General features: G+C 45.1%; 22 protein-coding genes and 1 other RNA gene. 7 read left to right on the top strand and 16 right to left on the bottom strand.

Annotated elements, in window-relative coordinates:
* Nucleotides 1-42: 42 nt before the first annotated feature.
* From VJY63_RS01740 to VJY63_RS01690, 11 genes are all read right to left on the bottom strand, one after another.
* Nucleotides 43-699, bottom strand: a complete 657-nt coding sequence (locus VJY63_RS01740; protein ID WP_324048007.1) for a fumarylacetoacetate hydrolase family protein — start codon at nucleotides 697-699, stop codon at nucleotides 43-45.
* Nucleotides 700-714: 15 nt separating this feature from the next.
* Nucleotides 715-1,992 (bottom strand): dihydroorotase, encoded by a 1,278-nt coding sequence (locus VJY63_RS01735; protein WP_324048006.1) that lies wholly within the window; start codon nucleotides 1,990-1,992, stop codon nucleotides 715-717.
* Complete coding sequence (locus VJY63_RS01730; protein WP_324048005.1) at nucleotides 1,989-2,993, bottom strand: aspartate carbamoyltransferase catalytic subunit; 1,005 nt, start codon at nucleotides 2,991-2,993, stop codon at nucleotides 1,989-1,991. Before VJY63_RS01730 ends, VJY63_RS01735 begins: the two co-directional genes overlap by 4 nt.
* Nucleotides 2,990-3,535, bottom strand: coding sequence for a bifunctional pyr operon transcriptional regulator/uracil phosphoribosyltransferase PyrR (gene pyrR / locus VJY63_RS01725; RefSeq protein WP_324048004.1), 546 nt, complete (start codon nucleotides 3,533-3,535; stop codon nucleotides 2,990-2,992). Before pyrR ends, VJY63_RS01730 begins: the two co-directional genes overlap by 4 nt.
* Before the next feature lie 18 nt (nucleotides 3,536-3,553).
* Entirely contained in the window at nucleotides 3,554-4,057 is a 504-nt protein-coding gene (ruvX, locus tag VJY63_RS01720) for a Holliday junction resolvase RuvX (RefSeq protein ID WP_324048003.1), read from the bottom strand.
* Nucleotides 4,050-4,604, bottom strand: a complete 555-nt coding sequence (locus tag VJY63_RS01715; RefSeq protein ID WP_324048002.1) for a YqgE/AlgH family protein — start codon at nucleotides 4,602-4,604, stop codon at nucleotides 4,050-4,052. The genes ruvX and VJY63_RS01715 overlap by 8 nt, the downstream gene beginning before the upstream one ends.
* A 117-nt stretch (nucleotides 4,605-4,721) precedes the next feature.
* Complete coding sequence (locus tag VJY63_RS01710) at nucleotides 4,722-5,471, bottom strand: TonB family protein (RefSeq protein WP_324048001.1); 750 nt, start codon at nucleotides 5,469-5,471, stop codon at nucleotides 4,722-4,724.
* 12 nt (nucleotides 5,472-5,483) lie between these two features.
* Nucleotides 5,484-6,443, bottom strand: coding sequence for a glutathione synthase (gshB, locus tag VJY63_RS01705; RefSeq protein WP_324048000.1), 960 nt, complete (start codon nucleotides 6,441-6,443; stop codon nucleotides 5,484-5,486).
* A gap of 47 nt (nucleotides 6,444-6,490) precedes the next feature.
* Nucleotides 6,491-7,210 (bottom strand): 16S rRNA (uracil(1498)-N(3))-methyltransferase, encoded by a 720-nt coding sequence (locus VJY63_RS01700; protein WP_324047999.1) that lies wholly within the window; start codon nucleotides 7,208-7,210, stop codon nucleotides 6,491-6,493.
* 10 nt (nucleotides 7,211-7,220) lie between these two features.
* Nucleotides 7,221-7,664 carry a protein-export chaperone SecB gene (gene secB / locus VJY63_RS01695; protein ID WP_324047998.1) on the bottom strand — a complete coding sequence of 148 codons (444 nt, stop codon included), beginning with the start codon at nucleotides 7,662-7,664 and terminating at the stop codon, nucleotides 7,221-7,223.
* Between the two features lie 29 nt (nucleotides 7,665-7,693).
* On the bottom strand, nucleotides 7,694-8,113 hold the full coding sequence (locus VJY63_RS01690) for a rhodanese-like domain-containing protein (RefSeq protein ID WP_324047997.1): 420 nt from the start codon (nucleotides 8,111-8,113) through the stop codon (nucleotides 7,694-7,696).
* 212 nt (nucleotides 8,114-8,325) lie between these two features.
* On the opposite strand from VJY63_RS01690, the gene gpmI reads away from it, so the two are divergent.
* The 3 genes from gpmI to VJY63_RS01675 are packed head-to-tail and all read left to right on the top strand — an operon-like array spanning nucleotide 8,326 to nucleotide 12,443.
* Nucleotides 8,326-9,867, top strand: a complete 1,542-nt coding sequence (gene gpmI, locus VJY63_RS01685) for a 2,3-bisphosphoglycerate-independent phosphoglycerate mutase (protein ID WP_324047996.1) — start codon at nucleotides 8,326-8,328, stop codon at nucleotides 9,865-9,867.
* A gap of 19 nt (nucleotides 9,868-9,886) precedes the next feature.
* Nucleotides 9,887-11,074, top strand: coding sequence for a murein hydrolase activator EnvC family protein (locus tag VJY63_RS01680; RefSeq protein ID WP_324047995.1), 1,188 nt, complete (start codon nucleotides 9,887-9,889; stop codon nucleotides 11,072-11,074).
* A gap of 34 nt (nucleotides 11,075-11,108) precedes the next feature.
* The gene (locus VJY63_RS01675) at nucleotides 11,109-12,443 is read left to right on the top strand and encodes a S41 family peptidase (protein ID WP_324047994.1); all 1,335 of its coding nucleotides are present in this window, start codon (nucleotides 11,109-11,111) and stop codon (nucleotides 12,441-12,443) included.
* A gap of 9 nt (nucleotides 12,444-12,452) precedes the next feature.
* Here VJY63_RS01675 and VJY63_RS01670 read toward each other — a convergent pair whose 3' ends face one another.
* The 4 genes from VJY63_RS01670 to VJY63_RS01655 are packed head-to-tail and all read right to left on the bottom strand — an operon-like array spanning nucleotide 12,453 to nucleotide 16,957.
* Nucleotides 12,453-13,727, bottom strand: a complete 1,275-nt coding sequence (locus VJY63_RS01670) for an FAD-dependent monooxygenase (protein WP_324047993.1) — start codon at nucleotides 13,725-13,727, stop codon at nucleotides 12,453-12,455.
* Nucleotide 13,728: 1 nt separating this feature from the next.
* Nucleotides 13,729-14,985, bottom strand: a complete 1,257-nt coding sequence (ubiH, locus tag VJY63_RS01665) for a 2-octaprenyl-6-methoxyphenyl hydroxylase (protein WP_324047991.1) — start codon at nucleotides 14,983-14,985, stop codon at nucleotides 13,729-13,731.
* Nucleotides 14,972-16,303, bottom strand: a complete 1,332-nt coding sequence (gene pepP / locus VJY63_RS01660) for a Xaa-Pro aminopeptidase (RefSeq protein ID WP_324047989.1) — start codon at nucleotides 16,301-16,303, stop codon at nucleotides 14,972-14,974. Before pepP ends, ubiH begins: the two co-directional genes overlap by 14 nt.
* A gap of 57 nt (nucleotides 16,304-16,360) precedes the next feature.
* Complete coding sequence (locus VJY63_RS01655) at nucleotides 16,361-16,957, bottom strand: UPF0149 family protein (protein WP_324047987.1); 597 nt, start codon at nucleotides 16,955-16,957, stop codon at nucleotides 16,361-16,363.
* A 137-nt stretch (nucleotides 16,958-17,094) separates the two neighbouring features.
* Between VJY63_RS01655 and VJY63_RS01650 the strand changes: the two genes are divergently transcribed.
* The 3 genes from VJY63_RS01650 (at nucleotide 17,095) to VJY63_RS01640 (ending at nucleotide 18,286) form a co-directional block, all read left to right on the top strand.
* Complete coding sequence (locus VJY63_RS01650; RefSeq protein ID WP_324047985.1) at nucleotides 17,095-17,412, top strand: cell division protein ZapA; 318 nt, start codon at nucleotides 17,095-17,097, stop codon at nucleotides 17,410-17,412.
* A gap of 26 nt (nucleotides 17,413-17,438) precedes the next feature.
* Nucleotides 17,439-17,621: non-coding RNA, 6S RNA (gene ssrS, locus VJY63_RS01645), on the top strand.
* Nucleotides 17,622-17,641: 20 nt separating this feature from the next.
* Nucleotides 17,642-18,286 (top strand): 5-formyltetrahydrofolate cyclo-ligase, encoded by a 645-nt coding sequence (locus VJY63_RS01640; protein ID WP_324047983.1) that lies wholly within the window; start codon nucleotides 17,642-17,644, stop codon nucleotides 18,284-18,286.
* 108 nt (nucleotides 18,287-18,394) lie between these two features.
* Here the strand turns inward: VJY63_RS01640 and rpiA are convergent, their stop codons facing one another.
* The gene (gene rpiA, locus VJY63_RS01635) at nucleotides 18,395-19,075 is read right to left on the bottom strand and encodes a ribose-5-phosphate isomerase RpiA (protein WP_324047981.1); all 681 of its coding nucleotides are present in this window, start codon (nucleotides 19,073-19,075) and stop codon (nucleotides 18,395-18,397) included.
* 118 nt (nucleotides 19,076-19,193) lie between these two features.
* Here rpiA and ilvA point away from each other — a divergent pair, with 118 nt between their 5' ends.
* Nucleotides 19,194-20,711 (top strand): threonine ammonia-lyase, biosynthetic, encoded by a 1,518-nt coding sequence (gene ilvA, locus VJY63_RS01630; protein ID WP_324047979.1) that lies wholly within the window; start codon nucleotides 19,194-19,196, stop codon nucleotides 20,709-20,711.
* Nucleotides 20,712-20,716 lie beyond the last annotated feature (5 nt).

Here is a 20,716-nt window from a genome sequence, read left to right as displayed (position 1 = left end):
AGCGCATTCCTTTGTTCATTCACTTGGCTAAAATAACTTTATTTAAATTACACGCGTTTCTACCTGCAACAAGCCAGTTAAGGCTAATTCTAACTGATCGCCCACCGCTAACTTACCCACACCAGCGGGTGTACCAGTAATCACCACATCACCCGCCAGCAGCGTAAAAGTTTGGCTAATATGACTAAGTAGTTCGGCTATCGGCGTGAGCATTTGCTTGGCTTGCCCACGCTGCTTTTCAATGCCATTTATTTTTAAACTCAATTCTAAGGCTTGCCAGTCGTTAACCGCTGCAACATCAACAAAGTCAGACAAAGGACAAGCACCGTCCCAAGCTTTGGCTCTTTCCCACGGATGCCCCAGTTTTTTAAGTTCTGACTGCAAATCACGCAAAGTCAAGTCTAGCGCCAATCCCACACCCACCACGCCTGCCAAAGCTTTGGCAGGCTTAACTTTGCTCAGCGTTTGGCCAATTAATAAGGCAATTTCGGTTTCATAATGCACATCACCCACATTTGTAGGTAATCGCACAGGCGCTTGCATCGCAACCGCACTCGTTGCTGGTTTAATAAACAACAGCGGCTGTTCAGGTACTGGATTATTTAGCTCAGCAGCGTGTTCAGCATAATTACGCCCCACGCAGACAATTTTACCCAAAGGCCACAGGCTATTCGTACCTAATAATCGAGAATTAAACACAGCGTTGCTCACCCTTTATTTTAAGTTAAAACGAATTTGACCATCGACAAGGCTGGTCACCACACGGCCTTGCAGCGATTGATTCCAAAAAGGCGTGTTGTGTCCGGCTGAAAAGCCCGTTTGCTCATTTAATACCCAACTAGCCGTTGGATCAATGAGTACCACATCAGCTTTATAACCAACACCCAGTGTGCCCGATTTTAAGCCTAGCACTTGAGCTGGCGCTAACGACAAACGCTTTACCATATCAGCAAGGCTTAACCAACCGGCTTCAACCAGTGCTAACATTTGTGGCAAAACTACTTCTAGGCTGCTCATGCCTGCTTCTGAAGCAGAAAAAGGTGCCATTTTTGCCGCCTGCTCATGGGGTAAATGGCTGCTAGAAACCGCCGCAATCGTGCCATCTTTTAAACCTTGTAACAGACCTAAACGGTCATTTTCGCTGCGTAATGGCGGCTCTAAGTGAAAATTGCTATCAAATGATTCTAAAGCGGCATCAGTAAACAATAGATGACTTAACGCAACGTCTGCCGTTACAGGTAAGCCTTTTGCCTTAGCATCGGCAATTTGCTCAACCGCTCTGGCGGTAGAAAGGTGTGCAAAATGAGCACGAATGCCGGTTTGTTCGACCAACAACAGCGTTTGCGCCACGGCAAGGGTTTCGGCTGTTTCAGGAATACCATGTAAACCTAACTGTGAAGACAGCGCACCTTCATGTGCAAAACCAGCACCTTTTAACGCATGGTCTTCTGGGTAAAAAATCACCAACAAATCAAAAGTAGCTGCATATTCTAAACAACGGCGCAAAATTAAATTGTCTTGAATCGGGTGGCGCAAGTTAGTCAATGCCACACAGCCTGCGGCTTGTAGTGCGGACATATTGCTTAATAACTGCCCGGCTAAACCTTGTGTGAGTGCGCCGATGGGCAGCACTTTAGCCTGACCTGCCAGTTCCGCTCGTTCTTTCACTACTCGAATAACCGCTGGTGAATCTAAAGGCGGTTGTGTGTCGGGACGCGCACAAACTTGGGTAAAGCCACCGGCTAAAGCTGCTTGAGTTTCGCTAGCAATGCTACCCTTATAACTGGGGCCAGGTTCTCGTATATGACAGCAGAGGTCGATAAAACCGGCACACACTAATAAGCCGGTGGCATCCAGTATTTGCTCTGCTTTAAAGCCTTCAGGGCAAGCACCCAGCGCTAAAATATGACCTTTATCTATATGCAGATCAAGCACCTGATCTAATGCCGCTGCTGGGTCGATAACACGCCCGCCTAGAATAGAAATTTTCATTGTATTTGTGACCTTTCGTGCATCTGTCCACTCATTGCCATACTCATCACCGCCATGCGCGTAGCAATACCATAACCCACCTGTTGCAAAATCACAGAACGCGCCCCGTCAGCGACGGCTGATTCTATTTCTACCCCACGATTAATCGGGCCTGGGTGCATCACAATTGCTTCTGGATGTGCATAAGCCAGCTTTTGCGTCGTTAAACCATACAGGCGGTAAAATTCAGATTCAGAAGGAAGCAAAGCACCGCTCATGCGCTCTTTTTGCAAACGCAGCATAATCACCACATCCACACCTTTAATGCCTTCTTCCATACGGGTATAAATTTTGGCGCCCATTTCTTCAATGCCAACGGGCAACAAGGTTTTAGGTGCCACTAAACGCACTTCCGCCGCACCCAATACATTCAAGGCGCGAATTTGCGAACGCGCAACCCGCGAATGCAAAATATCACCGACAATCGCTACTTTTAGCCCTTCAAAACCACCTTTATGGCGACGAATGGTAAACATATCTAACATGGCTTGCGTTGGATGAGCATGACGACCATCACCGGCATTAATAATGGCAACTTTAGGCGTAACTTGACTCGCAATAAAATGGGCTGCACCTGAATCAGCGTGACGCACCACAAACATATCGGCATACATAGCTTCAATGTTTTGTAGCGTATCCATCAGTGTTTCACCTTTAGTGGTTGAAGACGTATTAATATCTAAATTTAACACGTCAGCAGACAAGCGTTTAGCCGCTAATTCAAAGGTGGCGCGGGTGCGGGTAGAATTTTCAAAAAACAAATTAACAATGGTTTTACCTCGCAGCAGCGGTACTTTTTTAACCGCTTGTTCGCCCATATTGGCAAACGATTCTGCAGTATCCAAAATTTCTGTTAGCAAAGCTTTAGACAAACCATTAATGCTTAAAAAATGCTTTAAACGCCCATCCGCTGTTAACTGTATATTGCGGGGGTGGTTTGGATTATCGAGCGCACTACTCATGCAGGTTCCTCTGTGTCAACAGGACGAATAACCAAATTAAATTCTAACGGATCGGGGCCAGACAGTTTAACGCGTTGATTAGCGGGTAAATCTAAATGCAAAGCACAACAATCCGCTTGAATGGGCAACTCTCGACCCGACAAAGATAATAACGTAACCAATGTAATAGAGGCAGGACGACCATAATCAAAAATTTCATTCATGGCAGCACGAATGCTTCGTCCCGACATCAACACATCATCAACTAACACTAGGTGTTGGTTTTCAGTTACAAAAGGTAGATTAGACGGTTTTACACTCGCATTAAAACCCACTTGAGAATAATCATCACGGTGAAAAGAAATGTCTAGCGTTCCCAAGGGCGCTGCAATCTGCATTTTTTGGTGCAGTGCTTCCGCCACCCAAACACCGCCGGTATGAATGCCAATCAATAAAGGCTCGGTAATGCCCTGCTGCTGTAAATAGTTTTCTAGCGTGATGGCTAGACTGTCAATAAGTGGCGAAACTTTTGGTAATAAAACGGCTTGGTTTTGATTTCCCATTTTAGTCAGTCGCTCCTTTTAAAATTTAACGAAATCAGGTCCAGCAATCTGCTTTAAATAAATGCTATCGCCATTAGGATTTAGCTGTAACCATTCCTCTAAAATAACCGCTGCAGCCAATCTATCCACAGGATCCTCACGAAAATTACCTTTATGCCCACCCTGCTGCTTAACAATTGCTTTGGCAATGCGCGTCGAACCCCGTTCATTCATGCCATAGCAAGCTTTGCCATAACGCCCAAATAAACGCCGTGCAAACTTTCTAGCCCGCAGGCTTAACGGCGTTTCATCAAGTTGTTCATCCAACGGCAAACCCACCACAAAAACATCAGGCTGCCATTCTTTCACTAAAGCATCCAAAATTTGCCACGCTGGAATACCGTCTTTAGCAGGAATCTCGGTTAACGGATTGACTGTGCGCGTCAGCTCGTTGCCTAGCGCAGCGCCGTGGCGCTTGCTACCAAAATCAAACGCCATTATTAAGCGCAGCTTAGGGGCAGCAATCACAGTGCTATCAAGCATGACCAGCTTGCCCTGTCATTAAATCTAGGTTGATGCCTAGTGTTGTTGCTGCTGCGGTTAAGCGGCTTTCTGCTGAGGTAGCAAAAAGTATGACTTCACTGGCAGCACAGGTTAACCAAGCGTTATCGAGTAGCTCTTGTTCTAGTTGACCAGCTTCCCAACCCGCACAGCCTAGTGCAATAAGAAAGTGTTCTGGGCCTTCGCCTTTGGCAAGTGCGTCTAAAATATCTAACGAAGTAGTAAGGCTTAACTGGTCATTAATCGGCAAGCTGGCTTTCCAGTTAGCAGCACCCGTATGCAAAACAAACCCTCGGTCGCCATGCACTGGCCCACCACAAAAAATGGGGCGATCTGCGTAAAGATCCGACGAAGCTTCAATAGCCATCTGCTCCATTAACTCAGCAAACGTAAGTGACAATGGTTTGTTGACGATTAAACCTAAAGCACCTTTTGCATTTTGTTCACAAAGGTAAGTTAAACTTCCACCAAAATGCGGGTCTTTAAGTTGTGGCATTGCTAGTAAAAAATGATCCCTAAGTGTATTCACAGTTTTCTCTTTATTTTGTAACGCATCAAGACGTAATTCTGACGAAATTATACGGTGAATAAAAGCGTTTAACGCTAGTATTACCTTGCGTTGGCTGGCTCATTCAATTGGCATAATTCAATTAGCATACCAACCATCACCAAACTGCCAAGTACGAATAATTTCTAACACATCGGCTTGTGCTTTGATGGAATCTGGCAAGGGTGCAAAGGGCGCTGCTAGGTTTAAAATGCGTATAGCTGCATCATCTAGCAATGTATGACCTGAACCCGTTAATAACTGCGCTTCTAAAATACGCCCATCCGCTGCAATAACCACCAGCAAACGTAAACGCCCACCCAAATTTTGGCTTCTGGCTGCTTCGGGGTAGTTTAAATTACCCACCCTTTCTACTTTTTCTTCCCATTGCCGTAAATACAGTGCTTCTTCGCTACTCATGCGTGCGCCAGAACTAATCCGCCTGACTCGGGGGCGTTGTGCCGAGTGATTTTGCATCACTGCTAACGCTGCTTCTAAACGGGCAATTTCTAAACTTCGAGTAATTAAACTTTTTGAAAAATGTGGTTTAGCTTTAGTCACTTCTTCTTTAATTACTTCAGCAACAGGTTCTTCAGCAACAGGTTCAACAGAAAGCGATTTAGGTTCAACAGGAACAGGAATAGCAGCGGGAATAGGAGCAGCAGGCGGTGGCTCTTCTAAAATCGGTTCTTTTAAATCATACAGCAGCACTTCTGTGGCCTGAGAAAAGGTTTGCTGAAGGTCGTCTTCCTCGGGTGAAGAAGCAATCAGTAATAACAAGAGGTGCAGCAGTAAAGCAATTAACAGCGTCCAAAAAATAGGGCGCTGCCATTTTACGCGTTTAGTCAACCCAGCTGACAATCAACCGCGACCTAGGCGTTCAGCCAAGTAAGCCATTAATTGACCACCAATGTCTAAGCCGCATTGTGCGTCTAATTCACGCACACAGGTGGGGCTAGTGACGTTAATTTCGGTAAGGTAATCGCCGATAACGTCTAAACCAACAAACATTAGGCCCTTGGCTTTAAGTACCGGCGCAACTTGGTTCACTATCCAATAATCACGTTCGGTTAGCTTACGAGCAATGCCACTGCCACCGGCGGCTAGGTTGCCACGGGTTTCGCCCGCCATAGGTACTCGCGCTAAACCATAAGGCACGGCTTCACCGTTAATCACTAGAATACGGGTATCACCGTCTTTAATTTCTGGCACAAACCTTTGCACCATTATTTGGCGCTGGTTGTTGTCGGTTAATTCTTCAATTATTGCACCCAGATTTAAGCCTTCTTCTTTCACACGAAAGATGCCCATACCGCCCATGCCATCCAGCGGCTTTAAAATAATGTCTTGGTGTTCTTTATGGAAGGCGCGAATTAACTCGCTATTGCTGCTAACCAAGGTGGGTGGGCAACAGTCTGGAAATTCTTGGGCAAACAGCTTTTCGTTACAGTCACGCAGGCTTTGTGGCTTATTAACCACTAGTACACCTTCACGCTCGGCGGCTTCTAATAACCAAGTCGAGGTTAAGAAGTTGCCATCAAAAGGTGGATCGGTACGCATAAGCAGAATGTCTAGTTCAGCCATAGAAGCGGCTTGGGATTCGCCTAATTCAAACCATTTTTCTGGATTAGCAAACACGTCTAGGTCTGCCATCAGCGCCCAAGCTTTGCCTTGGCGTAGGTGTAAATCACCCATTTCCATGTATTTAAGCTTCCAGCCACGCTTTTTAGCAGCTAGTAATAACGCCAGCGTGGTGTCTTTTTTGTAAGTAATATCCGCTATTGGATCCATTACCACACCAACCACAACCTGCTTAGTCATTTTGCCTCCACACTGGCTTAATTTTTAAATACCACTACTTAAAATCATTACTTAAAGTCACCCCACCAGTGCTGCACTAGGGTTAGTGCGGCTAGCGGTGCTGTTTCAGTTCTTAAAATTCTAGGGCCTAAACGCAGACCAGTAAAACCTTGTTGCTTGGCTGCTTGGGCTTCGGCTTCCGTCAAACCACCTTCAGGGCCAATTAATAAAGCAACACTGCTGACTTCTTTAACTGCCAGCTCGCCACTTTGACCGTGCGGGTGCAGCAAGAGTTTCATGGCTTCTTGCCGTTGCCCTAACCAGTCATTTAAAACTTGGGGCGGGTGAATGATTGGCACGTCATTGCGCCCACTTTGTTCACAAGCACTAATCGCAATTTGCTGCCATTGCTGGTGCTTTTTTTGTTCCCGCTCACCTTTTAAACGCACATCACCTTGGCGGGTATACAAAGGAGTAAGCTCGGTTACGCCCAGCTCGGTGGCTTTTTGAATAATCCATTCCATCTTGTCGCCTTTGGAAATGGCTTGCCCAAGGTGGGTGGTTAAAGGCGAAGGCGCGGCGGCGGCAATAGGCTCTAATAGCTGCAACAGCGCACGGTTTTTATTGCCGTCTAACAGCTTGGCTAAATAACACTGCTGCCCATCAAACAGGTGCAAATGTTCACCTGCCTGCATTCGTAGCACTTGAATAATATGACGCACCACTTGACCGTCTAGCTCAATTTGAGCCTTACCAGCCAAGGGTTGAGGGGAATAAAAACGGCGCACGTTATATTATCTATTGCGTCGTTTGTGCTTCACGCTGTTTGCGCTCGGCAAAAATAGCTTCAAAATTAACCGGCGCAATCATTAACGGAGGAAAGCCGCCTTTAACAACTAGGTTATCAATCGCTTCACGCGCATAAGGGAAAAGAATATTGGGGCTAAAAGCACCTAAAGCGTGCTCTAGGTTATCGCCTTCAATGCCCGTAATTTGAAACGCACCACTTTGTTCAACTTCCGCTAAAAAAGCCGTTTTTTCACCAAAAGTAACCTGAGCAGTAATTTTTACCGTCACCTCATAAAGGTCTTCGCTTACTTGGCGATTTTTTGTATCTAATTTTACGTCAACCTGTGGCTGCTCTTTAACCATGAAAACTTCGGGGCTATTAGGTGCTTCAAAAGACACATCGCTTAGGTAAAGGCGCTGTAGTGCAAACTGGGTTTGGGGTGCTTCACTCATTATTTAGTTTCCTTAATTTTTACGATTATTTATTTTTTAACCATCGGCATTGCATCGCTTTGCCACTGCATAATACCGCCTTTTAAGCGTAACACTTGTTCAAAACCGGCTTTTTGTAACTTGGCTATTGCCATACCTGCTGAAGTGCCGGTGTTACAAACGACAATAATTTTCTTACTTTTATGCTTTTCTAATTCTTGAAGACGCGAATCTAAGTTAGCCATAGGAATATTCAATGAACCAGCAATGTGACCTTGGGTATAGTTTTTACGGTCACGAATATCAATAGCAATCGCTTCATCACGGTTCATAAAACGCACGGCTTCTGCTACGCCAACACCATTACCTGCAGTACGGCTTTCGTTAAACGCAATTAAAGCCAACAAAACAACGAAGGCACTCACTAACATGGGGTTGTTAATACTAAATTCAATAACTTGCTCTAACATCGCTGATCTCTTTTTTATTACGCCATGACTAAAGATTAAGACAAGCTTAACCCTGAAGAAAAATTGTCGTTTAGGATACACCAGAGTCACAATCAAGGCATCTGCAAGATGGCGATTTAAGGTGGAGAGCGCTATTATGTGCCTCAATTAATTTTTCTGACCTGTGCTTATTCTAACGTTAACCCGACCTTAAAGAGCGACCCTACAACGTCATGAGTTCTCAACGCCTTCCTACCGCCCTTATTATCTTAGATGGTTATGGTGATAACCCAGCCAGCGACAATAACGCTATTTTTCATGCCAAAACACCGGTTATGGATCACCTGCGTGCAAAATACCCTACCAGTCAAATTCATACTGACGGCCTGCACGTTGGCTTGCCAGAAGGGCAAATGGGTAACTCTGAAGTTGGGCATATGAATCTAGGCGCTGGGCGAACGGTTTACCAAGACTTTACCCGCGTTACTCAAGCTATAAAAGATGGCAGTTTTTTTGAAAACGCCACGTTAATCGCGGCAGTCGATGCAGCGATTGCCAAACAAGGTGCGGTACATTTAATGGGGCTGTTGTCGGGTGGCGGCGTACACAGCCATGAAGCGCATTTATTTGCGATGGCAGAGCTTGCCGTTAAACGCGGTGCTAAACAGGTTTTTTTACACGCATTTTTAGACGGTCGTGATACACCACCCCGTAGCGCTAAAGCGTCAATTGAAGCCGCTGAGCGTAAATTTAAAGCTTTAGGTGTTGGCAGAGTCGCCAGTTTAATTGGTCGCTATTTTGCAATGGATCGTGATAACCGCTGGGATAGAGTAGAACAAGCCTATAATTTGCTAACCCTAGGCCAAGCTGATTTTAATACCAAAACCGCTGCTGCTGGGCTTGAAGCCGCTTATGAGCGAGGCGAAAACGACGAATTTGTAAAAGCAACCGCAATTGGCTTACCTTGCCAAATTGAACACGACGATGCGGTTATTTTTATGAATTTTCGTGCTGACCGCGCCAGAGAAATCACCCGTGCCTTCACCGAAGCCGACTTTAACGGGTTTTCGCGCCGTGCTTGGCCACGTTTAAGCAGCTTTGTCATGTTGACACAATACGCTGAAGATATTCATGCGCGAGCCGCCTTTCCACCGGCTAATTTAAGCAACACGCTGGGCGAATACTTGGCAAACTTAGGTAAAACGCAGCTACGCATTGCTGAAACCGAGAAGTATGCTCACGTTACGTTCTTTTTTTCAGGTGGCAAAGAAGAACCCTATGCTGGTGAAACGCGTATGTTAGTGCCTTCACCACCCGTAGCAACTTATGATTTGCAGCCAGAAATGAGTGCGCTAGAAGTAACCGATAAGCTAGTCGCTGCGATTCATTCCGGCGAATACGATGCGATTATTTGTAACTATGCCAATGGTGATATGGTTGGGCATACGGGTGATTTTGCTGCCACAGTAAAAGCCATTGAAACGCTGGATGCTTGTGTTGGGCGCGTTGTAAAAGCGCTACAAGCAGTGAATGGGCAAGGTTTTATTACAGCCGATCATGGTAATGCTGAGCAAATGCTGGATGAAGTAACGGGGCAAGCACAAACCGCGCATACTACCTTCCCTGTACCGCTTATTTATATTCCTCCTAAAAACCGTAATGTGCGCTTATTAGACGGTGGGCGTTTATCAGATTTAGCACCCACAATGCTTAAAGTTATGGGTTTAGAGCAGCCACCTGAAATGACTGGTAAAGCGCTGATTGAATTCAATTAAGTTATAGGGAAGATTGGTAATGCAGCCAACAGAAGGCAGAAAGCAAAAACGTGTGATGCGCCGCCGCCTTACTTTAGCCACCTTATTATTAGTCAGTATGCTAATTAATAACCCAATAATGGCTGCTGCACCAGAAGAAGTCAGTGCACAGCAATTACAAGCGCTACGCACTGATATTAATAAGCTGCAAAGCTGGCTGACCGAAGCACAAGGCGAACATTCTTCGCTAGAAAATAATCTGCGTAGTACCGAAGTACAAATTAGCCAACTAGTGACACGCATTAGTGATAACAGTAAAGAAGCCTCTGAGTTAGAACGAAGACTGATGGGCTTACGCAATGAGCAACGTAGTTTACAAACCCAGCTTGACCAGCAAGCCAGTTATTTGCGCCAGCAAATTCGTTCCGCCTATGCAATGGGGCGGCAAGAATATTTAAAAGTGCTGCTGAACCAGCAAGAACCTGACCGCGTAGCACGACTGCTGCGTTATTACGATTACATCAATAAAAAAAGAACCGACCAGATTGAGCAATACCTAGGTACTGCTCGGCAATTGACCTTAGTACAAGCTGAAATCATTACCCGTGGGCAAACCCTTGAACAAGTTAGGCACAGTTTACAAGTGCGCCGCAACGAACTGCTAGCCGAACAGAAAAAACGTCAACAGGTGGTTAAACAGCTTAGCCAAGACATTGCCGGTCGTGGCGATGAACTTAAAAAACTACAAACCGACCAAAAACGTTTAGAGCAATTATTAGAAGCCGTCACTGAAGCCATTGTTCGATTACCACCACCTAAAGATGCTAGCCCTTTTCCACAAATGCGCGGCAAATTACCTTGGCCCATTCAAGGTAAAGTGCTTAGTGCTTACGGTAGCAAACTGTTTAATAATCGCATTACCAGCCACGGGCTGCTGATTCAAGCCAGTGAAGGTGAAGAAGTACATTCAGTACATGGTGGGCGAGTGGTGTTTGCCGATTGGTTGCGCGGCTTTGGCTTTATGCTAATTATAGATCATGGCGATGGTTACATGAGTCTTTATGGTTATAATCAGACCCTGCGTAAAGAGCCTGGTGACTGGGTGCATGGTGGCGAAATCGTTGCTACTGCTGGCGCGACGGGTGGGCAACAGCAAAACGGTCTTTATTTTGAAATAAGAAGTGCTGGTAAACCTTTAGATCCTATAAGCTGGATAGCACGCCGCTAACTTTTAACTTTATTCTTTTCTTTTAGGTAATCCTATGTACCCCTTTGTTGCACCTAGCAATAATGCTTACTCTCCTACTTTACTGCGGCTTGGTGCTGGATTACTGCTTGGTTTATCGCTACTTATACCTACCCATGCGGCTTACAGTAATGGTGAATTAGACTATCCTCTCGACCCACAATACGACCTACCGCTGGATGAACTACGCAGCTTTGCAGAAGTCTACGAGCGTATTAAACAAGCCTATGTGCATGAAGTCGATGATCGTGAATTATTAGAAAATGCGGTTAAAGGTATGTTATCCGGCTTAGACCCACATTCTGCTTACCTAGAGCCGGAAGCATTTAAAGATTTACGTGAATCTACCCAAGGCGAATTTGGTGGTTTGGGTATCGAAATAGGCATTGAAGAAGGCTACATTAAAGTGATTAGCCCCATTGATGACACCCCAGCTTCACGTGCCGGTTTGCAGCCCCATGATTTAATTATTCGCATTAACGACACCCCTACGCGTGAAATGACCGTTAATAAAGCAATGGAGCTTATGCGCGGTGAGCCAGGTACTAAAATTGAGCTAACCATTCAACGTAAAAATACTAATCAACCCTTTAATGTTAATTTAGAACGAGGTTTAATTCGCATTACTAGCGTAAAAGAAAAAATACTAGCACCCAGTTTTGGTTATTTACGCATTAGTCAATTTCAAAACCGCAGCGGTAACGAGGTAGAACAAGCCTTAAATCGCTTAGTTAAAGCCAATAAAGCGCCATTAAAAGGCTTGATTTTAGACCTACGCAATAACCCAGGCGGCGTACTGCAGGCGGCTGCTGATGTAGTCGATGTATTTTTAGATGGTGGCTTAATTGTGTATACCCGTGGTCGCTTGCCTGATACGCAAATGCGCTTTGAAGCCAATTCAGGTGATAGCTTAGACGGTGTACCGCTAGTGGTCTTAATTAACGAAGGTTCAGCTTCAGCGTCAGAAATAGTCGCTGGTGCGCTGCAAGACCATCAACGGGCTTTAATTATGGGTACGACCAGTTTTGGTAAAGGTTCGGTACAAACTGTTTTGCCACTGAACAATGACCGTGCCATAAAAATGACCACCGCACTTTATTACACGCCTAATGGTCGCTCAATTCAGGCCGAAGGCATTCAGCCCGATATTGAAGTCGTTAACGCGCGTATCACGCCCTTAGAAACCAATCAAACAACTAAAGAAGCCGACTTAGACGGGCACTTAAATAATGAAACCACGCCCGCCCTCAATGAAGAAGTTGCCAGCCCCTTGGATACTGTTGAAGATTACCCGCTGAATGAAGCACTGAATCTACTACGTGGCTTAGCCATTTTTAAAAGCCGCAACTAAAATCCACAACTAAAGCGGCTTATTCTGTTGCGCTAAAACACGTAAACCTAGCGCTTGCGTAATGAGCTGGCGCTTAATCCAAGGGTTAGTATTCACCAGCTTCATACCCAAATTACGCAGCAGCAGTACCGGTAAATTTTGGCTGGCAAATAAATGCTTAAAGCTTTCCATTAATGCCATCATCGCAAGGTTATCAGGCTTACGCTGGTGCTGATAAGCATTCAAAACCGTTAAGCTACCCAAAGGTTGTTTATTGATAACGGCTTGCTTAATCACCTGCGTTAAAGCGGCTACGTCAGCAAAACCCAAGTTAATGCCCTGCCCTGCTAAAGGGTGAATTGTGTGGGCAGCATCAGCGATTAAAACCAAACCTGACTTAACATAATTAATGGCATGGCGTTGGCGCAAAGGCACAACTTCGCGCTTTTCACTAAACTCAACCTGCCCCAAACGCCCTTCAAAAGCCGCTGTTAGCCGTTGATTAAAAGCCGTTGCATCCAAATGCATTAACTCAGCCGCCTGCTCTGGATGTGTTGACCAAACAATCGAGCACCAGTGGTTATCACCATCCAGATTAAGGGGTAAAAACGCCAAGATACCCTGCTGGCTAAAGCTTTGCCAAGCAGCATTAGAATGCGATTTTTCCATTCGCACACTGGTCACTAGCGCATGATGACCATAATTCCATTCGCGGGTTTTAAACGCGCCCAAAGTTCTTATCCGTGAGTTGGCACCATCAGCACCAACAATCAGCACTGCCGTTAAAGCAATACCGTTACTTAACGTGATCCGGCGCTGCCCCTGATTATTTAAAGCGTCACTAATCGCCACCGCTTCAACACCAAGGTACCAGTCAAGGTTAGTTTGCTTAGCCACCACGTCTAATAAACCTAGCTGCGTTACCGAGTTTTCAACTAAATAACCTAAGTGAGCAACGCCTGCTTCAGCAGCACTAAACGCTACTTCTGCCGTACCTTGGCTGTCCCAAACGCGCATTCCTTGATAAGGATTAACCCGCAGTTTTTGCATGGCTGACCAAGCACCCAAGCGGTCTAATAACTGGCGACTGGTTTCTGACAAGGCGCTAACACGCGAATTAAAAGTCGTAGCCTGCCAATTAGGGGGGCGTTCAGCTATGTCAACAATGGCGAGCTTTAAATGGGTCTGGGCTAAACCGGCGGCCAAGGCCATACCTGCCATACCACCGCCAACAATCACTAAATCATAGGCTTTGCTGGACGCTGGTTTAATTGCATCTGGTTTAATCGCATCTTGTGGCTGCATTTTAGACTCCCATCGCTTTAGCCGTAATCCAACGTCGTAATGGTGCAGTTAAATTCAAACCCATTAAACCCGCTGCGCGTGCATGACCTAGCAAAGGGGTGTTGTTAGCAAACAACCCAATTAAGCCATGACTCAACTCTATTACGCTAGACTGGTCTAAAGCACGCTGCGCCTGCCATTGCTGCAACAGCGGTAATTCGCCAGGATGAAAAACTTGCCCATTATCCGCAGCTTGCTGAGCGCCATTCGCAAGTGCGTCAGCTAACGTCATCACACCACGTATGGCTAAATTATAGCCTTGCCCTGCCACTGGGTGCAGGTAATGCGCGGTATTGCCCAGCAACACTAGGTTGCGCCTGACTTGTTCTTTAGCACGAACTTTTTTAAGCGGGTAAGCAAAACGTTCGCCCACCTTTTGAAAACGCCCAGCACGGCTGCCAAAACTGTGTTGAATGGCACTTAAAAACCCTGCGTCATTCATGCCCATTTCTGTGTCAACCTGCTCGCTGGTACGCGTCCAAACCAATGCCATTTCACGCCCAGCCAAAGGCAACAGCGCCATCGGCCCATCGGTGGCAAAGCGCTCGTAAGCCCAGCCTCGGTGAGGTTTAGACAGTCGCACATTAGCCACAATCGCCGATTGCTCGTAATCATGCACTTCATCAGCAATGCCTAGCTGCTGCTTAATGCCCGAACGCCCACCATCAGCCAAGACCACTAAACGGGCTTTTAAAGTTAAAGCTTCGCCGTTAAATTGCCCTTCTAACAACGCTTGTTCGGCACTGGGAAAGTGAACCGCAGTAATCGCTGCGGGTGCTAAAACGTGGGTGTTTTTAGCGTTTGCCAATCCTTGCCACAAAACCTTACCTAGCCAACTATTTGGCACCACATAACCTAACGCAGCAACCTGCTGCTCAGCATGATGTAACTGGGTCGAACCTAAAAAACCACGGTCCGTAATTTGAATGTGTTCAATCGGATTAGCGTGTTGCTGCAACGCATTCCATAAACCTAAGCGCTCATAAATTTGCCGTGTTCCCCAAGCCAATGCTGTTGAACGCCCATCAAAACTGGGTTGCCATTTTTGCAAAGAAGACGCTTGCAAATCTGACTCGGCAGCAGGCGGTTGATTTTCAACTAAACAAATATTCCAATTTAACTGTTCGGCTAAAGGCTGCAACGCTAACGCAAGGCTTGCACCAACTAGACCACCGCCAATAATCACCAAATCATAGCAATCAACATTAGTGCCTTGCATAATCGTCACCTTTCATTAAGGCTTCTATGCCTGCAATCGTTTTGGGTACACCACTGGTTAACACTTCACAGCCCGTTGCGGTGACTAAAACATCATCTTCAATACGAATACCAATACCACGCCATTGAGGATCAACATCGGCTTGGTCGGGGGCAATGTACAAACCTGGCTCAATGGTAAACACCATGCCAGCTTGCAGCGGACGTGCTTTGCCTTCTTGCCTATACAAGCCAACATCATGCACATCTAAACCTAACCAATGGCTCGTACCGTGCATAAAAAAGACTTTATAGGCTTCGGTTTCGATCAAGGATTCAACATCCCCCTGCAGCAAGCCTAACTCCACCAAACCTGTTACTAAACACCGCACCACCGCTTGGTGTAATTCATCCAGCGTTGCAGCAGGGCGCGTTAAGCTAATGGCTAACTCATTGGCTTTTAACACTAGGTTATACAGCTGCTGTTGCGGGGTAGAAAAAGTACCGTTCACAGGAAAAGTACGGGTAATATCACCGGCGTAACCTTGATATTCAGCACCGGCATCAATCAACACTAAATCACCCGCCTGCATCACCGCGCTATTTTCAACATAGTGCAGCACACAAGCGTTATCGCCAGCGCCAACAATGCTGCTATAAGAAGGGCCGCTTGCGCCTTGCATTCTAAATTCGTATTCAATTTCAGCCTGTAGCTGATATTCATACATACTAGGCTTACAAACCTGCATCGCGCGGCAATGGGCTTCAGCCGAAATACGTGCCGCTTGCTTCATCAATATAATTTCTTCAGGTTGTTTAAGTAAACGCATCTCACCTAATTGCTGACTTAAATCCGTTATTCGAGTGGGTAGGCTTGCGACGCGTTTGAACCGCGTTCTTACTTGTTGTCGCCAAAATAAATAACGAGAATAAAGCGCTTCATCTTCTAACGGCATCCAAACTTCACTAGCTTCTGCCAAAAGTTTTGGTAGCTGCTGGTCAATGTCGGCTAAAGCAAAAGCTTGATCAAAACCTAATTGAATAACGGCAGCCACTTGACCTAAACGAATGCCTGTCCAAGTTTCCATTAACTTATCTTTAGGCTGATTAAACAGCAGTTGCTCACTTTTTTCGTAACCCTTCATCAGCACTAACAAAGCATCTGGTTCGTTAAAGCCCGTCAAATACCAAAAGTCACTGTCTTGGCGAAAAGGGTGTTCAGTATCTCGGCTGCGCGTTACTAGCGTTGCTGAAGGAACCAACAGCAGCGCTTTATCAGGCAAGCTATCCATTAATGCGCGGCGGCGCTTAATAAAGACTTCGACAGGTAAGTGTTCCATTATTACTCCAGCAATCACTATTTAATAAAGGTTTGAATGCAAGTTTAAATAAGGGTTTTAATGAAGATTTTGAGGTTTTTCTACTTTTTCAACCTGAGGTTGACCTGGATGCAATTCAGTATAAAGAAGCATCGTTACCATACGAACAAATTCAGTAATGGCCATTAAGTCTTTCTCATTCGCTTCATCAGCTTGAAGATTTTCTTTGCCCAGTTCAACTAAACGCTGTAAATCATCTAGGCCTTCTTGTGCTTCTGCTGATAATTCTCGCTCTGCTAAGTTGGCTGATTTTAATGACTTCAAAAAACCTTGTACCCACTGTACAAGGGCAACAAAGCGCTCTTCTAGTTCATAAAGTTCATCAGGTAGTAAAGGTTCAAAATCTAACCCGCCAGCACTTAATGTTTCTAATGCTTGATCTAACAGCCTTAAAGCGAGTAATTTATCGTCGCCTTCTAACTGAGCCTTTTCGCTGCCCAGTAATTGGCTTAACAATAATAACCAATGGTCACGCGCTAAACGTGCTTGACCACAAAGCTGACCGGCAAGCACACCATGAAAAAGCGAAGGTGATTGAAAACAACGGTGGCGTAAACATAAATCTGCAAGCGTATCAAAATCAATTGATGCTGCTTGATCGCGTTCCAAGGACATAAAGTTTCTCATTCTTTCAAATTAGTTAAACAAATCTATAAAACTAGCGTACATTTGCTAAATGTACGACAATTGACCAAGAACAAAGGTCACATTATAGTAGACTCTTGCTTTTTAAAGGCGTTGGAGCCAGATGTATGAGCAGTGACAAGAATACCACTGAAATCACCCTGCTGGACCGTAAATACCTGATTGCCTGCACCCCCCAAGAGCAGGACGGTTTGTTGCAGGCTGCGCGTCATTTAAATAAAAAAATGTTAGAAATACGCCATGCCGGTAAAGTGCTTAGCTTAGAGCGCTTGGCCATTATTGCTGCGCTTAATATTACTAATGAGTTTTTACAATTAGACGAAGCGAATCTTAATAGAGACGCAAAAATAGTGCAGCTTAATCATAAAATGGATTCTGCAATCGCAGAACTCGATACACTGGTTGAGTCACGAAAAGTTCCATAAATATTTTTTTATTTGTTAAACTGCGTTCAGTCCTGAGGTGTTAGCCAGTTGTCTACGTCCTCGAGCCTATGTTGCAAAAACTGGAAGTTTCTCTGACTTTGCTGGTGTGCAAGTCCGCCTCGTAGCGGAAAGCCTGAAGTGAATCGGTTACTTCCACCTTGAACCTTACGGTTCAGGGAATACGACAGCAGCGGCACCTTGGGATTTTAAAATTGCGATTTAAAATCAAATGACCCCTTATTTTTCTAGCGAACACACCGTTTTAGCGCGTAAAAACCTAAGACGTAGCCTACGCAACAAACGCCGTCAACTCACCAAATCCCAACAGCAACAAGCTGCACAGCTTATTTGTCAGCACCTTCGTCAGCAGGCTTGGTTTATTAATGCTACTCGCTTAGCGATTTATATGGCAACCGATGGTGAAATTAATCCTTTAATGCTGGCTAAAATGGCGCATAAAATGGGTAAAAAAGTTTACCTGCCTGTTTTACATCCGCTGCATAAAAATCAATTGTTTTTTATTCGCTTTACACCAACCACACCGCTGCATAAAAATCGCTTGGGTATTTTAGAACCCCGCTTAAAAGGCTATGGGCTAAAACGCCATAACAACGGTTCAATTCAAGCGTTAGATTTAATTTTAATGCCTTTGGTAGGCTTTGATGCACAAGGTGGCAGATTAGGCATGGGCGGTGGATTTTATGATCGCACGCTGGCAATAAAACCAGCAGCCTTCAAGCGCCCTAAATTGATTGGTTTAGCACATGAATGCCAGAAAGTTGAATGCCTTCCATTAGAAACTTGGGATATTCCACTTGCTGGCATTGTAACACCATCAAAAGTTTACAAAATTTCAAAAAAATATCAGCTTTAGGTTAAAAAGAAGCTTTGCGCGTAACCCGTCACTAATAAACCTAAAACAAAGACCAACGAAAGAACGACCATTAAATCGGGTTTCTTTTTCATAATAAAAACACGTCCCTTAACCTTTTGAATAAATTAAACGCTCAACACCTTGAGCGCTACCCAACAACAAAATATCCGCTTGGCGGTGTGCAAAAATGCCATTACAAACCACGCCAGTAATATTGTTAATCATGCTTTCCAGCTTAATGGGGTCATCTAACATAAAGTTGTAGCAGTCGATAATCCAGTTACCATTATCTGTCGTAACGCCTTGTCGCCATTGAGGATCAGCGCCAAGTTTTACTAGCTCACGGCCAACATGACTGCGTGCCATTGGCAAAACTTCAACGGGCAACGGAAAATCGCCTAAAATAGCCACTTGTTTACTCGCATCAGCAATACAAATAAAAACATCACTGCAAGCGGCAACAATTTTTTCACGGGTTAGTGCAGCACCACCACCTTTAATCATTTGTAAACGGCCATTCACTTCATCAGCACCATCAATATAAAAAGGCAAGCGACCGGATGCGTTTAAATCTAAGACTTTTATGCCGTGGGCTTTAAGGCGTTCAGCACTGGCTTCAGAACTGGCCACCGCACCTTCAAAGTCATACTTTAGCTTGGCTAATTCATCAATAAAAAAATTAGCTGTAGAACCCGTGCCAATCCCAATGATTGAATCTTTTTCTAGCTTGCCACGAATTTCTTCTAGTGCCGCTTTAGCCACAGCCTGCTTCATTTCATTTTGATTCATAAGATTTCCTACTGGATGGGTCAAAACCTCTGCTGCACTTTACTAGACGCAAGCGCAGCAAAGCTCCACAATGTTTGTGTTATCTTATTCTAATGCAGTTTGTGGAAGAACCCTCATCATGCTTGAACATTACGTAAAAAAAATTCTCCAGGCGCGTGTTTACGATGTCGCCCTAGAAACACCCTTATCTGAAGCCCGTTTTATGTCTAAACGCTTAAACAATCAAGTGTGGATTAAGCGCGAAGACTTACAACCGGTCTATTCTTTTAAAATACGTGGTGCCTACAATAAAATGGCTCAGCTTACTGAAGCCGAAAAAGCTAAAGGCGTTATTGCCGCTTCAGCAGGCAACCATGCACAAGGTTTAGCGATGGCTGCCAAGGTCATGGGCGTAAAAGCCATTATTGTTATGCCACGCATTACGCCCGATATTAAAGTACAGGCCGTTAGAGCTAGAGGCGCACGGGTTATTTTAAAAGGCGATGCTTTTGATGAGTCGCTAGCCCACGCTTTAGAATTAATCAAAGAGCACGGTTATACCTATGTACCACCTTACGACGACCCTGATGTCATTGCAGGTCAAGGCACGGTGGCAATGGAAATTTTGCGCCAACACCCTAATCCCATTCACGCCATTTTTGTACCAGTAGGTGGTGGTGGCTTAATCGCGGGTATTGCTGCTTATGTAAAATACCTACGCCCAGAGATTAAAATTATTGGTGTAGAAGCAGAAGATGCCGCTTGCTTAAAAGCCGCTTTAGAAAAAGGCGAGCGGGTTATTCTTAGCCAAGTCGGTATTTTTGCTGAAGGCGTTGCGGTTGCTCAAATTGGCGAAGAGCCTTTTAAAATCTGTAAAGAATACGTTGATGAAGTCATTACGATTACCACCGACGAAATGTGTGCAGCCGTTAAAGATATTTTTGAAGACACCCGTGGCGTTGCCGAACCGTCTGGGGCTTTATCCTTAGCAGGCTTAAAAAAATACGTTGAACAAACGGGCATTACCGACCGTAGTTTAATCTGTATTAATTCAGGTGCTAACACTAACTTTGATCGTTTACAGCACATTGCCGAACGCACCGAACTAGGCGAAAAGCGTGAAGCCATTTTAGCCGTCGGCATTCCTGAGCGCCCCGGCAGCTTTAAAAACTTCTGCAAAATTATTGGCCGCCGACGTATGGTGACAGAATTTAACTACCGTTATGCTGATCCAGAACAAGCACAAATTTATGTAGGCATTCAAATTAAGCCGGGCTGCAATGATCGAGAAGAACTCATTAAAGCGCTTGAAGAAGCAGATTACCCCGTTGTTGATCTAACCGACAACGAGTTAGCTAAACTGCACATACGGCATTTAGGTGGCGGACGTGCCGCCTTAGATAGCAACGAAGAAGTTTACCGCTTTGAGTTTCCAGAACGCCCCGGTGCGCTGCTTAATTTTCTAAATAATCTAGGGCAAGATTGGAATATCTCGCTGTTTCATTACCGTAACCACGGTGCTGCTTATGGGCGCGTGCTGGTTGGCTTTCAAGTACCTAATGGCGATAGACCTGATGTCGAAGCCTATTTAGACAAAATCAGCTACCGCTATTGGCATGAAAGTGACAACCCAGCCTACCGGCTGTTCTTGCGCTAAGCTGA

It is taken from the genome of Marinospirillum sp., assembly GCF_035271045.1.
Taxonomy (GTDB): domain Bacteria; phylum Pseudomonadota; class Gammaproteobacteria; order Pseudomonadales; family Halomonadaceae; genus Marinospirillum.
Note: the sequence above shows the minus strand (reverse complement) of the source record. Positions and strands in the feature narration are given on the sequence as shown.